The sequence below is a fragment of the Eubacterium ventriosum genome (assembly GCF_025150745.1).
Lineage (GTDB): Bacteria > Bacillota > Clostridia > Lachnospirales > Lachnospiraceae > Eubacterium_G > Eubacterium_G ventriosum.
Genome location: NZ_CP102282.1, coordinates 2,435,539 through 2,455,072, shown reverse-complemented (window position 1 = coordinate 2,455,072; position 19,534 = coordinate 2,435,539). Strand labels below are relative to the sequence as shown.

At 32.8% G+C, this 19,534-nt stretch carries 17 protein-coding genes; all 17 read left to right on the top strand.

From position 1 onward, the window contains the following. Positions 1-120: 120 nt before the first annotated feature. Positions 121-5,010, top strand: a complete 4,890-nt coding sequence (locus tag NQ558_RS10955; protein ID WP_050750950.1) for a glycosyl hydrolase — start codon at positions 121-123, stop codon at positions 5,008-5,010. Positions 5,011-5,446: 436 nt separating this feature from the next. After that, positions 5,447-7,114, top strand: coding sequence for a sensor histidine kinase (locus NQ558_RS10950; protein WP_156774955.1), 1,668 nt, complete (start codon positions 5,447-5,449; stop codon positions 7,112-7,114). 3 nt (positions 7,115-7,117) lie between these two features. After that, a complete protein-coding gene (locus NQ558_RS10945) occupies positions 7,118-8,668 on the top strand; it encodes a response regulator transcription factor (protein WP_005360366.1) in 1,551 nt (516 codons plus the stop codon). Positions 8,669-8,789: 121 nt separating this feature from the next. Further along, positions 8,790-10,103 (top strand): ABC transporter substrate-binding protein, encoded by a 1,314-nt coding sequence (locus NQ558_RS10940; protein ID WP_259907569.1) that lies wholly within the window; start codon positions 8,790-8,792, stop codon positions 10,101-10,103. Between the two features lie 22 nt (positions 10,104-10,125). Further along, complete coding sequence (locus NQ558_RS10935) at positions 10,126-11,010, top strand: carbohydrate ABC transporter permease (protein ID WP_005360374.1); 885 nt, start codon at positions 10,126-10,128, stop codon at positions 11,008-11,010. 9 nt (positions 11,011-11,019) lie between these two features. Next, positions 11,020-11,850 carry a carbohydrate ABC transporter permease gene (locus NQ558_RS10930; protein WP_005360376.1) on the top strand — a complete coding sequence of 277 codons (831 nt, stop codon included), beginning with the start codon at positions 11,020-11,022 and terminating at the stop codon, positions 11,848-11,850. 197 nt (positions 11,851-12,047) lie between these two features. After that, positions 12,048-12,689 (top strand): MerR family transcriptional regulator, encoded by a 642-nt coding sequence (locus tag NQ558_RS10925; RefSeq protein ID WP_040446318.1) that lies wholly within the window; start codon positions 12,048-12,050, stop codon positions 12,687-12,689. Further along, positions 12,670-12,987 carry a YbjQ family protein gene (locus NQ558_RS10920; RefSeq protein ID WP_005360378.1) on the top strand — a complete coding sequence of 106 codons (318 nt, stop codon included), beginning with the start codon at positions 12,670-12,672 and terminating at the stop codon, positions 12,985-12,987. Before NQ558_RS10925 ends, NQ558_RS10920 begins: the two co-directional genes overlap by 20 nt. A 376-nt stretch (positions 12,988-13,363) precedes the next feature. Further along, entirely contained in the window at positions 13,364-13,828 is a 465-nt protein-coding gene (locus tag NQ558_RS10915) for a flavodoxin (protein ID WP_005360379.1), read from the top strand. Positions 13,829-13,910: 82 nt separating this feature from the next. Beyond that, positions 13,911-14,678: a carboxymuconolactone decarboxylase family protein gene (locus NQ558_RS10910; protein ID WP_005360380.1), complete on the top strand. Its 768-nt coding sequence runs from the start codon at positions 13,911-13,913 to the stop codon at positions 14,676-14,678. 161 nt (positions 14,679-14,839) lie between these two features. Beyond that, positions 14,840-15,031 carry a polysaccharide biosynthesis C-terminal domain-containing protein gene (locus NQ558_RS10905; RefSeq protein ID WP_005360381.1) on the top strand — a complete coding sequence of 64 codons (192 nt, stop codon included), beginning with the start codon at positions 14,840-14,842 and terminating at the stop codon, positions 15,029-15,031. A gap of 213 nt (positions 15,032-15,244) precedes the next feature. Further along, a complete protein-coding gene (locus tag NQ558_RS10900) occupies positions 15,245-16,099 on the top strand; it encodes a DUF3990 domain-containing protein (protein ID WP_005360383.1) in 855 nt (284 codons plus the stop codon). A 26-nt stretch (positions 16,100-16,125) separates the two neighbouring features. Continuing rightward, a complete protein-coding gene (locus tag NQ558_RS10895; RefSeq protein ID WP_005360384.1) occupies positions 16,126-16,611 on the top strand; it encodes a hypothetical protein in 486 nt (161 codons plus the stop codon). Between the two features lie 141 nt (positions 16,612-16,752). Further along, entirely contained in the window at positions 16,753-17,805 is a 1,053-nt protein-coding gene (locus NQ558_RS10890; RefSeq protein WP_005360386.1) for an FAD:protein FMN transferase, read from the top strand. Continuing rightward, entirely contained in the window at positions 17,798-18,190 is a 393-nt protein-coding gene (locus tag NQ558_RS10885) for a NusG domain II-containing protein (RefSeq protein WP_005360387.1), read from the top strand. The genes NQ558_RS10890 and NQ558_RS10885 overlap by 8 nt, the downstream gene beginning before the upstream one ends. A 36-nt stretch (positions 18,191-18,226) precedes the next feature. Beyond that, complete coding sequence (locus NQ558_RS10880; protein ID WP_005360389.1) at positions 18,227-18,712, top strand: Gx transporter family protein; 486 nt, start codon at positions 18,227-18,229, stop codon at positions 18,710-18,712. 371 nt (positions 18,713-19,083) lie between these two features. After that, positions 19,084-19,428, top strand: a complete 345-nt coding sequence (locus NQ558_RS10875; protein WP_156774956.1) for a hypothetical protein — start codon at positions 19,084-19,086, stop codon at positions 19,426-19,428. The last annotated feature ends 106 nt before the right edge of the window (positions 19,429-19,534 follow it).

The window sequence follows — 19,534 nt, the reverse complement described above, 5'->3', positions numbered from 1 at the left end:
AAAAGTAAAAATTTTAACCCTTTTTGTTAAAAAATTAGATTGAGAGAGAACAAGAAAAAGTATATTATTATGTAAGAAGAAATGAAAATTTCGTTTTTAGATTACAAAAAGGAGATTAAAATGAAAAAAAGAGCACTAAAAAAATCAATAGCATTATGTTGTTCGATTACAATGTTAGCAACAAGCATACCATTTACTGCAATAAACATAAAAGCGGCAACAGGAGATTTTTTTGATGAGAACAATTCGGTAATGATTGACAAAGGCGGATATAAGAAAGAAGTCTTTGGAGTTAGAACTGACGACTGGGGAGTAAACTGGACAGATAGAAAAGAATCATTACCTCCATCAAAGGTTTATTTAACTGACAATTATAAAGAGACAGTTGGAACTGTTCCAACAAATGACTGGGCAAGTTCAGTTGTATTTGACCAGTATTCAGAGTCATTGTATGCACATCCTCTTGCATATAGAGCTGCAAGTAATGGTATGCAGATGGCATCACCGGCTGTAGTAGATAGTACTTCTTATGTTGACGGTGAACCAACAGTAGAAAGTTTATTAAATGATGATACAGTAGAAATGGTTGTTGGTGGTGAAAATTTTTCAGCTAAAGATGCTAAGGTGGATAAAACAACAGATTGGAGTTATGAAATTGTAATGGCAGATAATGCAGGCAATAGTTCGATGCGTTCAATTATTGCAAAGGGAACTCCATATGCCTATTATACATTTGATAATGTTACACCAACAATTTCACTTGGTGCAGGTGCAACAGACCTTGCAATAGTAAAAAATACAACATCTTCAAATATAATCGGTGTAAGTTTAAAAAATAAAAAAGATGGAAAAATACATTATTACATGTTAGCAGCACCATCAGGTACAACATGGATTAATGCAGGTGGAAAACTTACAGCAAAGATGCCTTCAGGAAAAAACTATATGTCTGTAGCAATACTTCCTGATGGAAGCAATGAAGCATTTTCTTTATATGAAAAATATGCATTTAACTTTATTACAGATACAAAGGTACAGTGGGAATATTTAAAGAATTCTTCTAAGGTCGTTACTAAATATAATGTAACAACAAAGAATATGGAGAATGGAAGCACAGGTGGAGATACTATTATGGCACTATATCCTCATCAGTGGCGTTATTCTAATTCTAAATATACTAACTATACATACAAAACAATTCGTGGAACAATGAAAACGATTGTTGGAACAAGTTATGTAACTGAAATGCAATACAACGGAATTTTATCTTCATTGCCGGTTACAACTGACGAAAATACAATTGGAAATATTAAGCAGCAGTTAGGATATCTTTATGATTATAGAAAAAACAAAGAAGATCCTAAGTGGATTTGCAATTTGGAAGGTCAGTATGGTGGATTTGACACATATTGGATAGGAAAGAATCTTAATACATTATCAGATGCAATATGGCTTTCAGGTCAGCTGGATGGTGATGATGCGGATATGAAGAATATAACAAATGAAATGGTAGAAGGAGTAGAAAACTATCTTGAATTCTGGTTTGATCCATATCAGGCATATATAAGTGGTGATAACAAGGATGACTATTTCTATTATGATGAAAATTATGGAACATTAATAGGCTATCCATCATCATATGATTCAGACAAGCAGGTTAATGACCATCATTTCCATTATGGATATTGGATTAAGGCAGCTGCAGCAGTTGCAATGAAAGATCCACAGTGGGCTAAAGAATGGGGCGGAATGGTTTATGAGATGATTGGTGATATTGCTAATGTTAATCGTGACGGAAAAGGTTATAATGCTAACAGTCCTACTAAGTATCCATTCCTTAGAAACTTTGATATTTATGAAGGTCATTCATGGGCATCAGGTGTGGCTAATTATGAATATGATGAGAATGGAGAGTTAGTTGACAAGAAGGGTGGTCTTTCAGGTGGAAATAACCAGGAATCATCATCTGAGGCAATTAATGCATGGGCATCATTAATCTTATGGGGAGAAGCAGTTGGAAATACTACAATCAGAGATGCGGGTATTTACATGTATACAACTGAAATAGCTGCAATTGAAGACTATTATTATGATGTACATAATGAAATTTTCACAGAAAAATATAAAGATGCAGGTAATTATAATATTCAGACAGTTACAAGATTATTTGGTGGTCGCTATGATCATACAGCATGGTGGACAGAAAACTCTATTGAAGTAACTACAATTACAATGTTACCAATTTCCGGAGCAACACTTTATATGGGAAAATATAAGGATAAAGTCAAAAACGTTGTAGACAGTATAGATGAAAACAGTAATCAGTGGAAACATTTTGTTTCTAATAAAGAACAGATTTGCAATAATTTCAATAAAGTTGACATGCTTACAGATCCAAAGACTAATCAGGATGTAGTAGCAGAGTATTATGCTTATTATGATCCGGATGGTGCCCTTGCAAGATGGGATATGAGTGATAGTGGAAAAGTTGAAAATGGTGAATCAAGGGCACATACTCTTTCATATATAACATCATTACAGAAGTATGGAAATCAGGATTTTTCCATTACAGGCAGTGAGCCACTTTCACTAGTATTGAGCAAGGATGGAAACAAAACATATGTTGCAGAAAATCATACTGATGAAGTAAAGAGAGTATATTTTACAGATAATACATATGTTGATGTACCAGCTAATTCAAGCTATGTTGGACCAAAAACAGGGAACGGTTCAAATCCAAATGTTGATGAAAGTGAATTGCTAGGAAATACTTCAAAAGTTAACGTGGAAATATATCTTGAAAATTATGAGGGAACCGGATACGAAAAGCAGGAAAAACAGGTTAGCGTAAAAGAGGGAACTACAAGTTATACGTATGAACCAGAGAACATTACGGGATTTACATATGATAATGGAAATAGCAATAATATACTTACAACGGTTGTAAAAGAAGACAATACAGCTACGGTTAAGGCGTATTATAAACGTAATAGCTATACAATTCAGTATGAATTAAACGATGGAACAAACAATGATGCAAACCCTAACGGTTATAGATTCGGAAGTTCAATAAAACTTAATAATCCAACGAGAGAAGGTTATAAGTTCCTTGGTTGGTATACAGATGATAATTATCAGAATCAGATAACGGAAATAACAGATTCTACAGCAGAAAATTTAGTACTGTATGCAAAGTTCCTTGATGAGTCAACTATATCCCAGTATACGGTAGAGTATTATAAACAGAAAGAAGATGAAAGCGGATATGACCTTGTAACTGAAGATACTGAGAGAATAGAAGCTATAATCGGTACAGAGGTTTCTGCAGAGGAAAAGGAGTATGATGGTTATATTCTTAGCGAAAACTCAGTGACTAAGGGAATAGTAATAGCAGAAGGGAAATTAGTTCTTCGCTTATATTATGATATTAAAAAAAGCCCTGAATCAAGAATACAAAGAGGAGCATATGTTGATGAAAATGGAAAGTTAAATTTCATTGCAAAAGACGATGTCAACAGTGCAATTGTATATTATGAAATACTTAATGGAAAAACAGAGGCAGAAGCTTTTTATAAGCAGGCAGTAGAAACAAATGGTGGAAATTGTCCAGGATATCCAATGAATAAGACAGATATTGGATTTAAAAAAATTGTTGATCAGGAAGTGACAGGCGAGCAGTATGTAGTATTTAGATTCAATATTAATGACAAAGAATTAACGGATTGGGTTATTTCAAAAATATCTGATGTTGAAAAAGTGTCAACTGAGACAAAACCAGCGCCAACAACAACGGTAGCCACAACAACGACGATAGCCTCAACAACAGAATCTCCGGAAGTAGATCCAAGTGTTGATGAAAGTATTAAGGCACCGGAAGGGCTTGTATGGGCAGGAAATGCACAGTTACCATACTATTTTGCGTGGGCAAGAGCAGATGGAGCAGATTCATATAATGTTTACGTTAATGGAGTTTGCGTTAAAAATGTAGTTGATGGAAATGTTAATTTAGATTACACAGCATTTACAAAAGGATCAGGAGAATATGAAATAGGTGTTGCAACTGTAAAAGGAAACAAACGCTCAAGAATAACATCTATTATGTATAACTATGTTGATGATGGAAATCACCCAACAACAACGGTAGCGCCACCAACAACGGTAGTGCCACCAACAACGGTAGCACCAACAACAGCAGCACCAACAACGGTAGCGCCAACAACAGCAGCGCCAACAACAGCAGCGCCAACAACGGTAGTACCAACAACAACGGTAGCGCCAACAACAGAAGCACCAACAACAACGGTAGCGCCAACAACAACGGCAGTATCAACAACGAAAGATACAGAACAGGAAACAACTACAAATAATGGTGCAGTAACATCTGTGGAAACATCAAGCACTTACAAAACAGCTGAACAGATGGAAAAAGAAATTCTGGAAAAGAAGGATGATAAGGATTTTGCAAATTCTACATTTGCAAAACTTAGTGTTAGAGTAAAGAAAACAACTAAGAAGTCAGTTAAGCTTGTTTGGAAGAAGATGTCCGGAGCAACAAAGTATGTTATATATGGAGCTAAATGTGGCACATCGTATAAGAAGATTAAAGAAGTAAGCAAGAAGACATTTACAGCTAATAAATTAAAGAAAGGTAAATATTACAAATATCTTGTAGTTGCACAGAATGATAAAGGTGAGGTCTTGGCTACATCAAAATTGATTCATGTAGCAACTAAAGGTGGAAAAGTAGGAAATTGTAAATCTTTAAAATTAAATAAGACTAAAGTAAAACTTTTACTTGGAAAAAAATTCAAGATTAAAGTAAAACAGATTGCAGACAGCAAAAATGTTAAGATTAAAAAACATAGAAAGGTAAGTTTCGAATCAAGTAATCCTGAAATAGCTACAGTGTCAAAGCGTGGTAAAATAACAGCCCTAAAGAGAGGTAAGTGCACAATTTATGCATATGCACAAAATGGTGTTTACAAGAAAGTAAAAGTTACAATTAAGTAAAAATACAATATATACACTTCTCAGGGGAGAGTCTGGCATGCCAGGCTCTCTCTTCCTGTTATTTATAAGGATATGTTGAGTATTTTTAAACAAAAAGGTAGATATTTTTACCAATCAGATTTCTTAGTAAAAATTTTAACCTTTTTAAGTCAAAAAAATCAATTGAGACGTTTCAAATAAATTAGTAATATATAATTAACAAGATAAGTACGGAAAAGAAAAAATTACCTAAAAAAAAAATAAAAAATTTCAATGTCTGGTTTTAAGTTGTACAACCTGAAAAGATAGGCTATAGTTGAGTATAGAAGGATACGGATTTACAAAAAAATTATGGAGCAGAAAAAAGTTGAAAAAAATTATAAAATATTGGAAAAAATCCAAAATAAGAACACAGATTATATTTACATATATATTAATTTTGCTACTATCATTTGTTATGACGTTTTCAATGATATGGGCTGTTAATAATAAGTATACTAAGGAAGAAATCGGAAAAGCAGGTGTTCAGACAGTTAGCGCACTTCAGGGAAACTTAGCATTAGTGTTTGAAAATGTTACGCAGCTTTCTACGTATCTATATTTTGATGATATTGTACAGGATTCTCTAAGACAAATTAATTCAGCTAATATTGATTTAAATTATCAGAAGAACATAACCAAAAGTCTTTTTAACATGATTTTATCAGGAGATTATGTTTCAGGAGTATATATATTTGATCAATATAACAATTGTTACAGTTCATATAAAAGAACACCAAGAAAAGTTAATAAGTACATCCAGGGAGCTGACTGGTATAAGAAAATGCAAAGTGCCGGTGGCAATGGATTTTTTTATAAGGGAAGTGATGGCACAATAGAATACTATGAAAATAATAACTATTTGTGTTATGTAAGGCAGATTTTAGACAAAAAAGATTATAAGCCTTTAGCAACACTGCTTATTACTTTTGATAATACTGTTCTTCAGGGATATTTTAATCAGGTAAGTGAAGATTCAAAGAATCAGTTTTATATTATTGATTCAAAAGGAAATTATGTAATAAAACCTCAGGAGGAAAAAAGAGATTTCAAAAAGTATACGAAAGTAGCAGAAAATATTAATGAAGGATACAAAGAAGTAAAAAATAATGGAGAAGAGTGTATTGTAGCCTGTCAGGATATGGGAATACAGGATTGGAAACTGGTAGGAGTTTTTTCAATGGACGATATTACATCTTTGGCACCGTATTATTCAACGATTATTGCAATAATTATGGGAATTAATATTATTTTTGTATTTTTGTGCTCCACGCTACTTACGTATCTTATTTTTAAACCTTTAAGAAAAATAGAAAATCATATGCAGATAGTAGAAAATGGGGAATTTATTACAATGCCTGTGGATGACTATGATAACGAAATAACGAATTTAAGAAAAGTTTTCAATCATATGATTTTATCAGTTAAGGCATTAATGAAGAGAGTAAAGGATGAGGAAAGAATAATTGCAAAAGGAAAGTTAGACATAATTTACGCTCAGATAAATCCTCATTTTTTGTATAATACTTTAGATGCAATTTCGGCATTGGCTTTAATGGAAGAGAATGAAAAATGCTTTCAGATGATACAGGCATTGGGTAACTTTTACAAAAATAGTTTAAACAGTGGACTGGATTATATAAGCGTAGAAGATGAAATCGGTTGTATTGAAAGCTACATTACAATTTTAAACACCAGATATGAAAACCAGATTGCAATTAGCTATGATATAGAAGATGTTGTAAAACATGAAAAAGTGCTTAAATTACTGTTACAGCCGCTGGTAGAAAATGCTGTACATCATGGCTTAAATGGTGAAGGAGGTAATATTGAAATTAAGGTATTTGAGCAGGAAGATGAAATAATTTTCATAGTATCAGACGATGGAGTGGGAATGAGTGATGAAAAAATAGAAGATATACTTGCAGGAAGAACAGTTACCGGAAAGTCAGGATTTGGTTTATATAGTTTAATACAGAGAATTCGTCTTACATACGGAATAGAAAATCCTGTAATTATACAAAGTGAAGTTGGTGTAGGAACGGAGATAATTGTCACAATCAAAAAGATTAAAATGGAGAAATAACATATGTTAAATGTATTATTGGTTGACGATGAAAAGTTAGAAAGAGTTTTAATCCGTAAAGGATATAATTGGGAAGAAAACGGTTTTAATATTGTAGGAGAGGCTGCATCAGGAGAGGATGCCTTGGAATATATAAACTACCACAATGTTGATATTGTAATTACGGATATTAATATGCCTGGAATGGACGGATTGCAGTTTACGGAAAAATTGCTACAAAAAAATCCTAAATGCAGGGTAGTAATTGTAACCGGATTTCGTGAATTTGAATATGCAAGAAAAGCAATTAAGCTTGGAGTTGACGAATTTCTTTTAAAGCCTGTCAACATAAAAGAAATAAGTGAAGTTATGACTAAAATTAAAACTGAAATAGCAAAAGTCAATGAAGAGGAATCAAAAGTAGCAAAGCTTAAAGAAAGTGCGGAAAAAAATTACGATATATTAAGGGAGAGCTTTCTTCTTAGATTAGTAGAAAATCGTATAGGAGAAGAGGAAGCTACAAAAAAATTGGAAACATATAATTGCAGTGATTTAGTTGATGGATGTGTTTGCATAAATGTAAAAATCAAAGATGCCCAAGAAAATCAAAATTATAAAAAAGTGTATGAATTTATACAAAAGCAAAATAATGAGAATAGCCTTTCTTTTATACATTTTATGCATAACATTGTAATGTTTTTCACAAAAACAGACGTAAGTAAATGCATTGATTACGCTAATGATTTGCATAATAAATTAAACAATATGGGAATAACGGCAACTATTGGTGTTAGTGAAAAAAACAGTGAATTTAATGGAATACCGGCAGCATATGGTCAGGCAAACAAAGCTATAGGTGTTTCTGTATTATTAGGCAGAAATAAGGTTGTTACCTTTTCTGAGTATCAGGAAATAATGAAGAAAAACAGTTCAAAAAAGGAAATAGACTGGGATGAATTTTCAGATGCAATAATTAATTGTAGAAGAGAAGAAGTACTAAAATATGTTTCTGATTACACAGAAATAATTAAAGCAGAAAAAATACCTGATGAGGAATATCTTAAATTAATGGCAATGACAATAATCCTAAGGGCAAGCTCTACATTAAACAAATATGGAACAAACATATATCAATTGGCAAGTGAGGAAGAAGTTTTCCAAAATGTTAGGGAAATAAGAACCATAGATGATACATCAGAGTGTGTTATAAAATACATTAAACAGGTTTGTGATTATCATGAAAAAAAGCGTTCATGTAAGAGAAAAAATGTAATAAAAGATGCACTGGATTACGTTAACAGAAATCTGTATAACCCGGAACTTTCACTTAAAAAGGTCGCCTCCGATTTATACATAAATGACAGTTACCTAAGTAGGGAATTTAAGAAAACATATGGTGTAAGTTTTATTGAATATATTTCCCAGAAAAGAATAGAAGCAAGCAAAAAACTTCTTAAGGAGACGGAGCTTAAAGTGTATGAGGTGGCGGAAAAAATAGGGTTTAAAGACTCCCACTATTTCTGCATTTGCTTTAAAAAGCAGACAGGACAAACAGTAAAAGAATATAGAGCATAGTGTTAAAAAAAAGGTTAGAAATTTTAGTAAAATTTTTAACCTTTTTTGGTCAAAATATTAAATTGAGATAGGTGTTGTACTAAAGTATACTCTCAGTATAAAAATTCGAGGAGGAAACAAAATGAAAAAGAATTTCTTTAAGAAAGTGTTAGCGGTTACGTTAGCATCAACAATGGCATTCTCTATGGTAGGATGCGGAAACAGTGATAGTAAGAGTGAGGGAAAAAAGGATGACGGAACTATCACATTAAATGTATGGCATCAGTGGTCAAATGACACAAATGAACTTAAGGGTAGATATGAGGAAGCAGTTAAGGCTTACGAAAAAGATAATCCTAATGTAAAAATCAAAACAGAAACATTGGATACTGAAGCATACAAGACAAAGATTAATGCAGAGTTTGCAGGAGATGCAAAGGGCATTGATGTATTCTACTGGTGGGGTGCAGGTACAGCTAAGAAATTAGTTGACGCAGGAAAAGTAATGGCATTAGATGATTACTTAACAGATGATGTTAAATCAAGAATGGTGGAAGGTTCAACATCAGCATTTGAATATGATGGAAAATTATATTCAACGCCAATGTTCTCATGGTATATGACATTATTCTGCAACAAAACATTATTTGACAAGGCAGGTGCTAAGCTTCCTGAAACATATGATGAATTAGTAGATGCAGTTAAGAAATTAAAAACTCTTGACGGCGTTACACCATTAGCAGCAGGTGCAAAGGACGGATGGAATGCAGCTTTTGTATACCAGGCATTAGCTTTGAGAGAAGTAGGAGCTACAGGTGTTAATGAAATGCTATCAGGTAAAAAAGAATTTGGTGACGAGGGATATAAGAAGGCAGCACAGAAAGTATCAGACTTATACAAATTAGGAGCTTTTGGAGAAAATCCATTAGAGCAGGGAAATGATGACGCCAATGCAGCATTTGAAAACGGCAAGGCAGCAATGAGAATTATGGGAAGCTGGTTTGCGAACAACGTATATACAGATGAAGCAGCAACAATTAACCCTGAAGAAGTTGTAGCATTAAAGATTCCTATGATTTCTGACGGAAATGGAGAATCAACAGATTACTGTGGTGGTTATGTTGAATCATTCTGGGTAAACAACAATACTAAGTACAAAGAAGAAGCAGCAAAATTCTGTATTTACATTAATGAAAAAATGGGTGTTGCATCATACGAAACAGGTTCAGGATTCAGTGGATGGACAACAAAAGCTGATGAAAGTAAGTTAAATCCATTATTCATTCAGATTAAAGATTTATTGGCAGAAGGAAAACAGGGTGTTCTTGCATGGGATACATCTTTAGAAGCAGAACCTGCTGCAGTTCATAACGAACAGGTACAGACATTATTTGCAGATGGCGCAGATATAAATGAATTTATTGATGAACATAAAGCGGCAATCAACGGCAAATAAGAAGTAAGAGGTGGGTAGTGTTATGGAAAAAATGCTTGGAAATAAAAAATACATATTAATTTTCATATTACCGGCGCTACTTTTATTTTTAGGATTTACTCTAATCCCATTGATAACATCAGGAGTATATAGCTTTTTTGAATACAATGGGATTGGAAGTAAAACATTTATTGGAATAAAAAACTATATTGAATTATTTACTTCCGACAGATATTTTCCACAGGCGGTAAAAAATTCATTAATATTAGTGGCAGCATCATTATTTATTCAGTTACCAATATCATTAATATTAGCCTTGATATTATCAAAAGGTGTAAAAGGGGATAACTTTTTTAGAACTATATATTTTATACCTGTTGTAATTTCAAGTATGGTTATTGGACAATTATGGCTTAAAATGTTTAACAGTGATTATGGTGTAATAAATACTGTAATAAGATATTTTGTACCGGAATATGAACACTCATGGCTTACAAAAAATGCATTTATGACCGTGTTAATTCCATCTGTATGGCAATATATAGGTTATCACATGATTATTTTTTACGCAGGAATTAAATCAATTTCAACAGATTACTATGAAGCTGCACAGATTGATGGAGCATCAACATGGCAGGTTTATAGAAAAATTACGTTACCTCTGCTGGTTCCTGTAATAAAGACTTGTGTAATCTTTGCAATTACAGGTTCACTTAGAGCCTTTGATTTAGTATATGTAATGACAGGTGGTGGACCAAATCATATAAGTGAGGTTCCGGCAACATTAATGTATAACAATTTGTTTAGAAAAGGATTATATGGTTATGGAAGTGCTCAGGCATTTTTTATAGTAATCGAATGTTTAATATTTACATTTATTGTAAACAGATTGTTTAAAAAAGCAGAACAAAATGTTTCAGCAGTATAGGAGGGTACAATGAAGAAGAAAAATATTATAGGCAAGATAAAATTTATAGTGTTGCTTTTAATTGCTTTGACTCAGTTGTTTCCCTTATACTGGCTTATAACTTTTTCATTAAAAAGCAATACGGAAATATTTGGCGAGAATGTAATAGGACTTCCAAAAGTTTGGAGATGGGATAATTATATAACAGCATTAAGTTCATCTAACTTAATTCGTTATTTCCTTAATTCAGTTTTTTATTCTGTAGTTACCGTTGTTGTGGCAGGAATAATATCTTCAATGGCAGCATACGCCATTGCCAGAATGACATGGAAACTAAAGAATGCTGTTTATGGATTATTTATGATAGGAATAATGATACCTGCTCAGGCAGCATTACTTCCATTATTCCAGATTCTTGACAAACTTGGGTTAAAGGGAGGTTATCTTGGACTAATGATTCCATATATAGCAGGAGCTCTGCCAATGAGTATTATGATATTAGTTGGTTTCTATAAAGGAATACCAAGAGAAATGGAAGAAGCCGCATATATTGACGGCTGTGGAATATTTAAATGTTTTATTCAAATAATATTCCCAATGGTTAAGCCGGCTATTGCCACAGCTTCAATATTTACATTTCTTGGAACATGGAATGAATTAATGTTAGCCAATACTTTTGTTGACAGTGACCAGTATAGAACACTTCCAGTAGGAATAATGTCACTTGCAGGTCAGTATTCAACAGAATGGGGATTAATAGGAGCAGGTATGGTTATAGCAACATTACCTACTATCATTATTTATTTCTTTTTAAGCAAACAGGTACAGGAGAGTCTTGTAGTTGGAGCAGTAAAAGGATAAAAATCATAATTTGTTGAGAAAAGAGTTGGGGAGCCCGGCTCTTTTTTCTTTATATGTTGTAATGTATGGTATATAATAATATTATTAGAATTAAAAAAGTATTGACCTTCCACCTTATGGAAGCTGTATAAATAAGGCGTATCGATACAGTTATAAGTGAATCGGGTTATTAAAAACAAGAAGATGGAGGCTATCCGGTGAAGATTAAACAGGTTGAAGAACTAGTTGGAATAACAAGCAAAAATATTAGATTTTATGAAAGTCAGGGATTACTTACACCTGAAAGAGCTGATAATGGTTACAGAGAATACCATCAGGATAATATAGAAGTTTTGAAAAAAATAAAACTTTTAAGAAAAATCGGAATATCAGTAGAAGACATAAAATCAGTATTAAATGACAATGTTACTTTGGAAAATTGTTTGGAAAAATATTTAGATGTTTTGGAAAAACAAAAATCTAACCTTACCAAAATGTATAATCTTACCGAAGAAATCATAAATCAGAAATGTGAACTTAATAATCTGAAAACAGATGAATGGCTTGAGAAGATGGAAAACATGGAGAAGGAGGGCATAGATTTTGTGAACATTAGCAAAATTGACATCCACATGAAGAAGAAAATGGGAGCAATAATCGGAGGAGCAGTAATGATAGTATTTATGATATTTCTTATTGGAATGTTCCTGTGGGGAAATAGTGTTGATCCAATTCCTTTAGGACTTTTGATAGTTTTAGTAGCAATTCCGGTTGTTATCATTGTATGTATCATTGGTGTTTTAATAGGCAGAATAAGAGAAATAGATGGAGGAGAAGAAGATGAAGCTGCTAAGTATTGATTATATTCCGGGAACGGAAATAGAAGCATTGGGTATGGTAAAAGGAACAGTTGTTCAGACCAAAAATGTAGGTCGCGATTTTATGGCAGGAATGAAAACACTTGTAGGTGGAGAAATCGTAGGTTATACGGAAATGTTAAATGAGGCAAGACAGATTGCTGTTAAGAGAATGGTTGATGAGGCAAAAGAACTGGACGCAGATGCAGTAATTGGTGTAAAATATGGTTCATCACAGGTAATGAGTGGAGCAGCAGAAGTGATTGCCTATGGTACTGCCGTAAAAATTATAGACAAGTGATTAAATAATCAGACACATAGTAATTGATTACCAATTGTAAAAAAGCTGTGATAAACAAATCATAAACCGAAAGGAAGCTATTAATGGAACTTAGAGTATTGCGTTATTTTTTGACAGTTGCAAAGGAACAAAGACCATACTCTAAGGCAATTAATTTGTTTATAGAAGAAATAAATGCTTACAAGGCATAGACTATGATTTAATATAGGTATTGGTAATAATTGAATAAAAGAGATATAATAAACGTGCAGGGTCAGAGATAGGCTTTGCACGTTTTTTCATATATGAGAGAGGATTGCAGTAGCAAAACTTATTTGGCAGTCCGAAAATTTTATTATTACATTCATGATAGAAGAAAGTATTGGAGGTAGTTTTTATGGCAAAGAAGTTAGTAGCTTATTTTAGCGCAAGTGGAACAACAAAGAAGACTGCTGAATTATTGGCAGAAGCAGCAGGAGCAGATTTATACGAAATTACACCTAAGGTAGCTTACACAAAGGCAGACCTTAACTGGATGGACAAAAAATCAAGAAGCAGTGTGGAAATGAATGACAAAAAGTTCAGACCTGAAATAGAAGACAAGGATGCAAACATAGCAGAATATGATGAAATAATTTTAGGTTTTCCAATTTGGTGGTACGTTGCACCAACAATCGTTAACACATTCTTAGAAAAATTTGATTTTTCAGGAAAGAAGGTTGTTTTGTTTGCAACATCAGGCGGAAGCGGATTTGGAAATACAGTTAAAGAATTACAGCCATCAGCACCAAATACAGAAATTGTTGAAGGCAAAATTTTAAATAGTAAGTCAGAAATTGAAAAGTTTGCAAAAAGCTTATAATAATTACATAATTGTGATAGTCGGAAGTAAAGAACAATCCACAAAATCAAGATTAGAAATAAATTAATTGGAGGATTTTACAATGGCAAAGATTGTACAGACAGCAGGAAGAAATGCTTTAGGAGAATTTGCTCCTGAATTTGCACATTTTAATGATGATGTTCTTTTCGGAGAAAATTGGAATAATCAGGATATAGATGTTAAAACAAGAAGTATAATTACAGTAGTTGCCCTTATGTCACAGGGAATCACAGATTCATCTTTAAAATTTCATTTGCAGAATGCAAAAGACCACGGTGTAACACAGAAGGAAATTGCAGCAATTATTACTCATGTTGCATTTTATGCAGGTTGGCCAAAAGCTTGGGCAGTATTTAATTTGTCAAAAGAAGTATGGGGAGTAAACGAAGGTGATTTACCATATGAAGACGCAGCAATGAGAGCACATGCAAAGGAAATGCCATTTCCAATTGGACAGCCTAATGACGGTTTTGCCCAGTATTTCAGTGGCAAGAGTTTCCTTGCACCAGTTTCAACAGACCAGGTTGGAATCTTTAATGTAACATTTGAACCGGGTTGCAGAAATAACTGGCATATTCATCACGCAAAAAATGGTGGTGGACAGATTCTTGTATGCGTAGCAGGTCGTGGATACTATCAAGAAGAAGGCAAGGAAGCAATTGAAATGAAACCGGGTGATTGCATTAACATTCCACCGGAAGTAAAACATTGGCATGGTGCAGCACCTGACAGTTGGTTCAGCCATCTTGCAGTTGAAGTACCGGGTGAAGAAATATCAAATGAATGGTGTGAGCCTGTATCAGATGAAGAATATGGAAAATTAAAATAATTAAATATGATAGGGCGCAATTTGCGCTACGGTCGGACATCTATAATCCATTTATTCTGTGATTGTGGATGTTCTTTGATTAATAAGAAATTTAAATAGGGAACTTTTTGAAAGAAAAACAACAAAAAAGTTCCCTAAAAATAAGGAGACAAGTTGGTTCAATGGTAGGTTCAGTTGCCAACATAATACTTGATCCAATATTTATTTTTGGATTAAAGCAGGGTGCAGCAGGTGCCGCAATTGCAACGGTTCTTGGAAATTTAATTGCGGATATCTACTATGTTTATGTAATGATTAAAAAACTAACAGATTGTCAGTGTCAATTGGCGATGCAAAGATTTCGACTTCAATGATTAGAAACGTTCTTATTATAGGAATACCGGCATAAATCACAATATTTAAGATAATTAACAAGAAGTAGAAGTATAAAGAAACTAATTAATAATCGACCGAGCTGAATGCGAGGGTCAGCTATAACTTAAAACTTGTTTAAGTAATATGATGTAAATAAGTTGACAACAAACTTATTTAAGTAATATGATATAAATAAGTTGAGGTGACAAAATATGGAATATAACTTTAAAGAAGATTTGAAATCAATTAGGGAGATATTGGGGTTAACACAATCTCAGATTGCTGAAAAAATTGGTGTTGAACAGATTACTATTTCGCGTAATGAGATGGGTAAAACTACCCCATCTGATAAATTGCTAGAGCATGTGTATGAATTTGCTTTTAAGAATAATATTAAACTTAATAGGCTTAAAGAAATGTTCTATATAGAAAATATGGATAAGAATCATAAGCTTTTATTTCATGGAGCGAAGAGCAGGATAGAAGGAAAGTTGGATATACACAAAAGCAGAACGAATAATGATTTGGGACAGGGCTTTTATACAGGTGAGAGATACGAACAGGCGATATCATTTATTTCAGGTTTTGAAAAGTCAAGTGTGTATATTTTTGATTTTAAGGAAGAAGGTTTAAAAGGGAAAAAATATAATGTGAATCAGGAATGGATGATGACTATAGCTTATTATCGTGGCGTTTTAGAGGAATATGAAAATCATCCCATAATAAAAAAGCTAATAGAAAAATCCTGTGACTGTGATTATATCATAGCTCCCATTGCGGATAATAGAATGTTCCAGATTATTAACTCATTTATTATGGGAGAAATAACTGATGAGCAGTGTAAGCACTGTCTGGCGGCTACCAATTTAGGTTATCAGTATGTATTTAAAAGTGACAAAGCTATCAAAAGCCTTAAAATGTTGGAACGTTGTTATATTTCGGAAAAAGAAAAGGAATACTATAAGAAAATGAGAAATTCGGATGCTAAGCTTGGAGATGATAAAGTCAAATTAGCCAGAATTAAATATAGAGGAAAAGGTCGTTATATAGATGAAATTCTGAAATAAAAAGGATTGTAAGGAGCAGTTATTATATGAGAAAATTTGACAAAGATGGTTTAATATTATGTGAAATGCAAGGACAAGTATTTGAAATGTCAATTGAAACGACGTCTACAAGTTCAGAAATATTTATAAGAAGGTTTATGCAAAGTATAATTGCAAAAAGTTTAGACAGTGGAGATATTTTGCAGACTAATATTCAACCAAAAGATATTTTTGAAAGAATAGTTGAACAGTATGGAGAGTCAAAGTATGGTTCGGTAAAGTATTCTCCTAATGAAATGTACTGGATAGGGTATATTTACCGCTATTTTTCATACACATATGAAAAATCATCATCTCAGGTTTATAAAATCATAAAACCAAAAGAATTACGGGAATTATTTTTTGCTTATCATACAATGGATCCAAGTCAGGCAATAGAAAGAATTTTGGAGGCAAAAGGATATCCGATTAATGAAGAGGAAGAATTAAAAAGACAATACGAAATATTTCGTAGAATCCGTAAAGGCAATTAATAGTGTATGTTATTTTAAAACTCCAAAATCTGGATTGTTGACAACAGAAATAACCTATGCTAGACCATTCAAGGTTAAAAAAATTAACTTGAGTAAGTTATACATAATTATAAAATGAAAATATATACAAAGGTGCTATAGATGAAAAAAATAATTATATTATTAATATGTGCGATTCTGCTATGTGGATGTGGAAATGGTAACATGGTAAAATCTCAGAAGACAACACAGAATAATGAGCAGAAGTACACAAGCGAACTTTTTGCAATGGACACATATATGGAAATAACAGCATATGGTGACAATGCAAAAGAAGCAGTAGCAAAGGCTTCTGCCAGAATAAATGAATTAGACGGAATGCTTTCTACAGGAAACAGCGACAGTGAAGTTAGCAAATTAAACAGTGAGAAAGAACTTAAGTTGTCGGAAGATGTTGGAAACATAATGGAGCGTTCTTTAGAAATATCTGAAAGTACAGGCGGTGTCTTTAATCCTGCAATATATCCAATTATGCAGTTATGGGGTTTTGATACAAAGAATTACAAAGTTCCTAATAAAAAAGAACTGGAAAGTACATTAAAAAATATCAATGAATCAAAAATCAAATATGATTCAAAAACAAGAGTGGCAAAACTAGATAAAAAAATGAAAATTGATTTTGGCGGAATCGCCAAAGGATATACTTCATCGGAAGTTATGAAAGTTTTTAAGGATAACGGAATTAAAAGCGGTCTGGTTAGTCTTGGTGGAAATGTTCAGGCGCTTGGATCCAAGCCTGACGGAAGCAAGTGGAAAGTTGCAGTGCAGAATCCGGATAGTGATGAAAGCTATATAGGAGTTCTTGAAATTGCAGGCAAGGCAGTTATTACTTCAGGTGGCTATGAGCGTTATTTTGAAAAAGACGGAAAAACATATCACCACATAATTGATCCGACTACAGGGTATCCGGCAGATTCAGGACTTAAATCAGTTACAATTATTAGCTCCGATGGAACTTTGGCAGACGGATTATCAACATCATTATTTATTATGGGTATTGACAAGGCTAAGGAATATTGGAGGGCCAATAGCGATAAGTTCGACGCAATACTGTTAACTAACGACAACAAGCAATATGTAACAGAAGGAATTTATAGTGATTATTCTACGGACTATCCGGTAGAAAAAATAAAAAAGGAAAATCATAATGAATAACTTGAAATTGACGAAAAAGAAAGATTTAATTTTGGCAGCAGTTATTATTGTAATTGCCATTGTCATGTATATTATAATGAATCAGATGCAGTCGGATAACGGTGAAATAGTAAAAATAACCGTAGACGGAAATGTATATGGAACTTATTCATTGACAAAGAATCAGGAAATAGAGATAAAAACTGATAAAGGTAAAAATATAGTTTGGATTCACGATAATTGTGTGGAAATGAAAGAAGCAGATTGTCCTGATAAATATTGTGTTAAGCAGGGAAAAATAACAAAGACCAGACAAAATATTGTATGTCTTCCACACAAGGTTGTTGTGGAAATTGCAGTATCAGACAATACAAAAGGTAATGAGGCAGATGTTATTGCAAAATAGGAGTTTTTAGCAATTTCAAAAGAGAAGAGAGAAAATATGAGTACAAAGAAAATAGCAAATATAGCAATGCTTGTTGCTCTTGCAATAATTTTTAGTTATGTAGAGGTTTTAATACCAATTAATATAGGAATCCCTGGTGTAAAGCTGGGACTGGCTAACCTTGTGATAGTCATTGCATTGTATAGCTTAGATATGGGGGACGTATGGTTAATATCATTGGTAAGAATAGTTCTTGTAGGATTTATGTTTGGCAGTTTAATGTCAATTGCCTATAGCCTTGCCGGTGCCATAGTAAGTCTTATTGCAATGATGATAATTAAAAAAACAGATTTTTTTGGAATTATGGGAGTTAGTATTATAGGGGCAGTATGTCACAATATGGCACAGATAGCCGTTGCAGCATTTGTAGTAAAAAACAACGGCATTTACTACTATGTTCCAATGCTTCTTATAGCAGGAGTAATTACAGGTGGGATTATAGGAGTAGTTTCCCATAGAGTATTAAATATATTAAAAAAATAAAAATTTTTTTAATATAGGGTTAGCCAAAACTAATAAAAATCAGCAAATAATAAAGCTGAATAAATAATTGATTTACAAAAAAGATAAGGCTGTAAGTTTATATCAAAAACTTACAGCCTTCTTGTAAAGTATTTTTTTATTATTACAATTAGTATATCAACATATTGTTTTAACAGCAATACAGTTTACGATTTTTGTCTGCTTTTGTCACATTTATACAATAACAATAATAAATAGAAAAATAATAAAAACGATATATGTTGAAATGTGCTATACTAAAGGAAATATTTTATCAGGATAGTATAAGCGGAATAGAAAAAATTGCTTATGAAAAAAATAAAGGAAGAAATAGGCAAATGGAGGATGCAGATGTGAGTCAAAAAGTTTTAAAGCAGCTTTATAAAACTGAATTTAATAAACTAACACCTGAAGATATTGAAAGCGTTAAAAGAGTGATTTATAAATATATGAATCAATCAGGAGCGTCAGGTTATGAAGTGAAACTGCTTGTAAATCCAGAACTAAGTGAAGAAAAAAGCCAGTTTGTTAATAATGTAATATCAAATTATATGGACAAATATAATATGTATGTGCATGATGATGGCATTACTTATAGCAAAAAAGCACAGGGAAGATATGATGATGCATCAGCCGGAGCAAAGTTTTATTTTGCACTTTATAAATACCGTGAATATTTTTCTATATTTGAACATTAAAGCAAAATTATATATAAAAAATTGAACGCTAGCATTGGATTTAGTTAGTTAAATTCATTGATTGGCGTTTTTGTTTTAATCATTTTTAGGATGAGACATTTTTTGA

Excerpts from the sequence above, each read along its gene's own strand:
- NQ558_RS10955 (WP_050750950.1), top strand. The coding sequence starts at position 121 with ATGAAAAAAAGAGCACTAAAAAAATCAATAGCATTATGTTGTTCGATT.
- NQ558_RS10950 (WP_156774955.1), top strand. The coding sequence starts at position 5,447 with ATGACGTTTTCAATGATATGGGCTGTTAATAATAAGTATACTAAGGAA.
- NQ558_RS10945 (WP_005360366.1), top strand. The coding sequence starts at position 7,118 with ATGTTAAATGTATTATTGGTTGACGATGAAAAGTTAGAAAGAGTTTTA.
- NQ558_RS10940 (WP_259907569.1), top strand. The coding sequence starts at position 8,790 with ATGAAAAAGAATTTCTTTAAGAAAGTGTTAGCGGTTACGTTAGCATCA.
- NQ558_RS10935 (WP_005360374.1), top strand. The coding sequence starts at position 10,126 with ATGGAAAAAATGCTTGGAAATAAAAAATACATATTAATTTTCATATTA.
- NQ558_RS10930 (WP_005360376.1), top strand. The coding sequence starts at position 11,020 with ATGAAGAAGAAAAATATTATAGGCAAGATAAAATTTATAGTGTTGCTT.
- NQ558_RS10920 (WP_005360378.1), top strand. The coding sequence starts at position 12,670 with ATGAAGCTGCTAAGTATTGATTATATTCCGGGAACGGAAATAGAAGCA.
- NQ558_RS10915 (WP_005360379.1), top strand. The coding sequence starts at position 13,364 with ATGGCAAAGAAGTTAGTAGCTTATTTTAGCGCAAGTGGAACAACAAAG.
- NQ558_RS10910 (WP_005360380.1), top strand. The coding sequence starts at position 13,911 with ATGGCAAAGATTGTACAGACAGCAGGAAGAAATGCTTTAGGAGAATTT.
- NQ558_RS10905 (WP_005360381.1), top strand. The coding sequence starts at position 14,840 with ATGGTAGGTTCAGTTGCCAACATAATACTTGATCCAATATTTATTTTT.
- NQ558_RS10900 (WP_005360383.1), top strand. The coding sequence starts at position 15,245 with ATGGAATATAACTTTAAAGAAGATTTGAAATCAATTAGGGAGATATTG.
- NQ558_RS10895 (WP_005360384.1), top strand. The coding sequence starts at position 16,126 with ATGAGAAAATTTGACAAAGATGGTTTAATATTATGTGAAATGCAAGGA.
- NQ558_RS10890 (WP_005360386.1), top strand. The coding sequence starts at position 16,753 with ATGAAAAAAATAATTATATTATTAATATGTGCGATTCTGCTATGTGGA.
- NQ558_RS10885 (WP_005360387.1), top strand. The coding sequence starts at position 17,798 with ATGAATAACTTGAAATTGACGAAAAAGAAAGATTTAATTTTGGCAGCA.
- NQ558_RS10880 (WP_005360389.1), top strand. The coding sequence starts at position 18,227 with ATGAGTACAAAGAAAATAGCAAATATAGCAATGCTTGTTGCTCTTGCA.